This is a genomic window from Acidomonas methanolica, assembly GCF_004346035.1.
Lineage (GTDB): Bacteria > Pseudomonadota > Alphaproteobacteria > Acetobacterales > Acetobacteraceae > Acidomonas > Acidomonas methanolica.
Window position 1 is genome coordinate 1 of sequence record NZ_SLZN01000071.1, and the last position, 4,251, is coordinate 4,251.

General features: G+C 55.8%; 4 protein-coding genes and 2 pseudogenes. 4 read left to right on the plus strand and 2 right to left on the minus strand.

The window, feature by feature from the left end; all coding sequences use genetic code 11:
- Window positions 1-138: 138 nt before the first annotated feature.
- Together EDC31_RS17235 and EDC31_RS17240 are read right to left on the minus strand one after the other, a co-directional pair.
- Complete coding sequence (locus tag EDC31_RS17235; protein ID WP_042061339.1) at window positions 139-2,349, minus strand: TonB-dependent receptor; 2,211 nt, start codon at window positions 2,347-2,349, stop codon at window positions 139-141.
- 249 nt (window positions 2,350-2,598) lie between these two features.
- Window positions 2,599-2,718: pseudogene (locus EDC31_RS17240) on the minus strand (divalent metal cation transporter); the annotation flags it as partial.
- 211 nt (window positions 2,719-2,929) lie between these two features.
- Between EDC31_RS17240 and mntR the strand changes: the two are divergent.
- The 4 genes and pseudogenes from mntR to EDC31_RS18310 all read left to right on the plus strand — a co-directional run bounded on the left by mntR (window position 2,930) and on the right by EDC31_RS18310 (window position 4,156).
- Window positions 2,930-3,421 (plus strand): manganese-binding transcriptional regulator MntR, encoded by a 492-nt coding sequence (gene mntR / locus EDC31_RS17245; protein WP_042061336.1) that lies wholly within the window; start codon window positions 2,930-2,932, stop codon window positions 3,419-3,421.
- A 107-nt stretch (window positions 3,422-3,528) separates the two neighbouring features.
- Window positions 3,529-3,762: a transposase gene (locus EDC31_RS17250; protein WP_132127215.1), complete on the plus strand. Its 234-nt coding sequence runs from the start codon at window positions 3,529-3,531 to the stop codon at window positions 3,760-3,762.
- Between the two features lie 49 nt (window positions 3,763-3,811).
- A pseudogene (locus tag EDC31_RS17255) lies at window positions 3,812-3,955 on the plus strand (IS5/IS1182 family transposase); the annotation flags it as partial.
- Between the two features lie 69 nt (window positions 3,956-4,024).
- The gene (locus EDC31_RS18310) at window positions 4,025-4,156 is read left to right on the plus strand and encodes a hypothetical protein (protein WP_408812573.1); all 132 of its coding nucleotides are present in this window, start codon (window positions 4,025-4,027) and stop codon (window positions 4,154-4,156) included.
- Window positions 4,157-4,251 lie beyond the last annotated feature (95 nt).

The following is a 4,251-nucleotide window of genomic DNA, read 5'->3' on the forward strand; positions in this document are numbered from 1 at the left end:
CGAGGCCGAGGCCAACTACTATGCAGCCCTTCAGATCATCAATATGGCTGCGTGACTCAAACCAATTAGCCTCCGGGAAACCCGGGACGCTTCACATTAAGTGAACAGCATTGGGGTTAACCGTACCGTGATGAACGGTCAGAACTCCGAAACAACTAAGAAAAACGTTCCGCGCCGCTGGCCATATTGTGCCTGATAGATTCCGACTCCGCTGCCGTTCCTGAGCTGATAGCGTTTGTCGAACAGATTGACGACGTCGGCGCGCACCTTGATGTCGTGCCCCAAAGGCACCTTCGTGAAGGTGTGCTGGTAACCGATGTTGAACACGTCGTACTGCGGCTCTTTCTCAAGGTTCGCAAAGCCGCTGCGCAGGCCGTAACCGTAGACGAAATCGACATAGGCCATATCGTGCTTCGTGGTCCATGAGGCACCGGCTGTCGCGGCGAATTCTCCTTGATGGTCAAGCTGGATCGCGTGGGACTTGATATAGGCCAGTTCATCTGTCGGAAACTGGTATTGCGCCGAATTGATGTCGCGCGCGGCCGTTTTCACATAGGAGAAATTCCCGAATAATGACCACGGCCCGTGCCGCCAGGAACTCCCGAACTCGGCACCGTAGACGCGCCCACGCTTGTAGCTGAACGGTGCCAGGATCACCGCACGGCCAAACTGCCCGAGATCGGTGAGATCATGGGCCCATTTGGCGTAGGCATCGAGTGTGATCTGGAATTCGGGCGTGATGCGCTGGAGAATGCCGCCATCCACATAGTTCGATTTTTCGACCTTCGTCGCATCATTGATCAGGTTGGCAGCGGCATTGGTCGTGCCCACGAATTTCGCCAATGTTGATGGATAGACATACTGCGGTGAAGGCGGTGCGAAATAGCGCGAATAGCCGACGTGAAGGGTTGTGATGCTGGTCGGCTTCCAGACCAGATTCGCGCGAGGACTTAACTGTCCCTCGTTGCCAAAGGACGACGCGAACCTGTCGTAGCGGATGCCGTAATTGAATGTCAGATTATGGGTGATCTTGTATTCGTCCTGAATATAGGCTCCTGCCTCAACAGACCAGTTGCCTGTATTATCAATGATACGCGTCGGCACATTCGACTTCTGGTTTCCTTGCGCATCGACGGGAAAGGCCAACGTATTGGTATCCAGCCGTTCGGATGTGTATTGCCCCAGAAGGCCGGCCCGCAAGGTGTGGTGAGGAGCCACCTCATACGACAGATCGAACTGCATGCCGCCAGTTGTGAAGTCGTTGACTTCATGTTCGGAGACGCCCTGATAGATCAGGTCCCGATCGCAATCCGGCGTGTAGTCAATCCGCCCATAACGGAAATACGGGGAAGCCTGAAAATTCAGCTTGTCCGTCGTGCGCTGATAGGACAGCACCGCGTAGTAATTCTGTTCCGTCTGGCTGTCATTCATCTTGGCCCAATTCATTGACGGATCGTGAGTATTCACGCCGGCCACATCATAGATGGTGGTGTAGCCGGGGCTGTTCACATCGAACGTCTTGAACGAGTTGGGAATTTCGAAATCCGCATAGGAGGCGCTGGTGAGCAGCGTCACCCGGCTGACATCGTCAATATGGTAGGAGAGGTAGGAGAAGGCTTTCTCCTGCTCGGTCACGTCATGAACGGCACGGAAGGTATCGCTCGGGTTTTCAATGCCGATATTGTTGCGGGTGAACGACAGCGTGGTGAAATAGTCCAGCTTTCCATGCTGGCCGCCAAGCTGCACGGACGGCACGAACGTGTTGTAGCTTCCGCCGTAAAACGAGACCTGATTGTGCTTGAGGCTGTCGCCGGTCTTGGTGGTCACATCCACCACGCCTGCTGTGCGGAAGCCGAACTGTGCTGGCAGAGTGCCGGTCAGCAGATCTACTGACTGGATGATGCGGGTATCGAGTTCTTGCCCGAAGCCGTTCAGCCCCTCGGGTAGCAGCACGCCGTTGACGCGGTAGGTCAGGCCCCCGTGCTCGCCACGCACATGGACCTCCCCATAACTGTCGAGCACGACACCGGGCACACGCAGAAGGATCTGACTGAAGGCCGCGTTCTGCCCGCCGGGTGTGCTGGTGATCTGGCGCTGGTCGATGTGGTAGTCGACAGCCCCCAGCCTTGGAAAAATGCGCGCGCGCTCCCGATTGAGATGGCCGACGACATTGACGTGCTCAGGGGTGGTCGCGTCAACCTGAGCTGATTTTCCAGACGGTGTGGCCTTCCGTGCGCCTTTTTTTCTCTCGTGGCGGGCCAATCCGACATTCTGCGTCGCTGATGCGGGCTTGGCGGTCATGGTGCCGGAACCGTGCGCGATAGTTTCATCAGCCTTTGCCGTGTTCATGCAGAACCAACTCAGTCCCGCAGCAACGCAGCAACGCAGCATGGCGCGTGAACCCGCGCGAAGACGGGTGCATTTATGACTGAAACTATTTCCGGAACGCCTGTGCTTATAGGAATAGCAGATGCTATATTGCGAGGTGAACATGAGGATGCAGTTCTTCTGTGAAGGATGCCCCTAGGGCAGTTGAACTCAGAAAATCGTATCGAAAAGCAGTTTGAAGTTGAGAACCAGAATGACGGCCGCCACGATCTACGAGAGCGCGGCGAGTTTCCGGGAAATGACGAACTCGCCCATTTTTCGCCGGTCGGAGACGAACAGAACGAGGGGAATAACGGCGAAGGGCAGTTGCATTGACAGGATGACGTGAGTGGGATGGGCCATGATGACGCAGTAGATCGTACACTGCGACTATATGCAATATGCTATATTAAAAAGCATGTGCAAAATGATCATATGAACAGGTTTCCCTATAGCCTTCACCATGTTATTCTCGCCGGAATATATCTTTCCAACAGGAATAATTCTGCTCAGCAAGCTAATGTGGAAACTTTCCGGGCCATGATCGTCGCAACATCACACAATGAACTCGTGCATGAGCACACCTGACACTCTTCCGGATGCAGAGACTCATTCTGAAGGGTTTCGTGCCAATCGCGCCGCCCGACAGAACGCTCTTGTCGAGGATTATGTGGAACTGATTGCCGATCTTCTGGATGAAGGCCAGGAAGCGCGTCAGGTCGATCTCGCCGGGCGTCTTGGGGTGGCCCAACCGACTGTTGCCAAGATGCTGACTCGGCTTGCGGACGAAGGGCTTGTTGCCCGCAAGCCGTATCGCGGCGTATTCCTCACCCAGGCAGGCCGGGAAATGGCGGAAAGGGTCCGTGCCCGTCACCGGGTCGTGGAAGCGTTTCTTCTGGCCCTGGGCGTAAGCTCCGAAAACGCACGGATCGACGCCGAGGGACTGGAACACTATGTCGGTGCCGAAACGCTCGAGGCATTTCAACTCGCCATGAATGCCGGCCTGGACCAGTTCATGCTGAAAGCCAGAGGCGACCGTCGAAGACACACGTAATAATCACTCTGGTCCTTTACATAAAAGCCCGTAAGCGTCGATGGAACCCGGCCTTGTTTTCCAGTGGGATAGCGTAAAGCATGCGTGGCAGATGGAGGGCCATGTGAGTGGACAACGAGCAATCAAACGAGCCTCGTATGAGCGCTTTCAGGGATGGTGGCGTGATCGTGCGCACGGAGCGGCGGCGGCACTGGATTACCGAGGAGAGGCTCGCGATCCTGAAGGAAACGACGCAACCGGGCGCGATTGTTGCGGTTGTTGCCCGGCGTCACGACATCAGTACTGGCCAGCTTCATACTTGGTGCAAGCAATTGGAGACCTCCAAAAACCCCTTGGTTTGATCGGGTATATGTGATTCCCTTTATTTCTGTCATCTGATGGGATTTGGCGATGAAACAGCCGGGTTTTTTTGACATTGACGAGCGCCTGAAGGCTCTGTCGGCCAAGGGTGATACGCTGGAGAAACTCAGTGGTCTTGTTGATTTTGAACGGTTCCGCCCCTTGTTGGCCCAGGCGATCCCGCGTTCGGATGGCTGAAGTGGCCCCTGGAAATGGGACCACAGGTTAAGTTGGAGATATCTGGCTCTGTCGTATGAAGGAGCGATGATGACGAAGAAGACGAGAGGGAAGCTGGACGGGGCTTTGAAGGCGAAGATTGCGCTTGAGGCCGTGCGAGGCGACGTGACGGTGACGGACCTGGCGCAACGCCATGAGGTTCACCCGAACCAGATTTAGGCTTGGAAGAGGCAGTTGCAGGAGCAGGCGGCGCGGGCGTTCGATATGACGGTGGGGCAGGATGCGGAGCGGGCGGCGCAGAAGCGGATTGACGA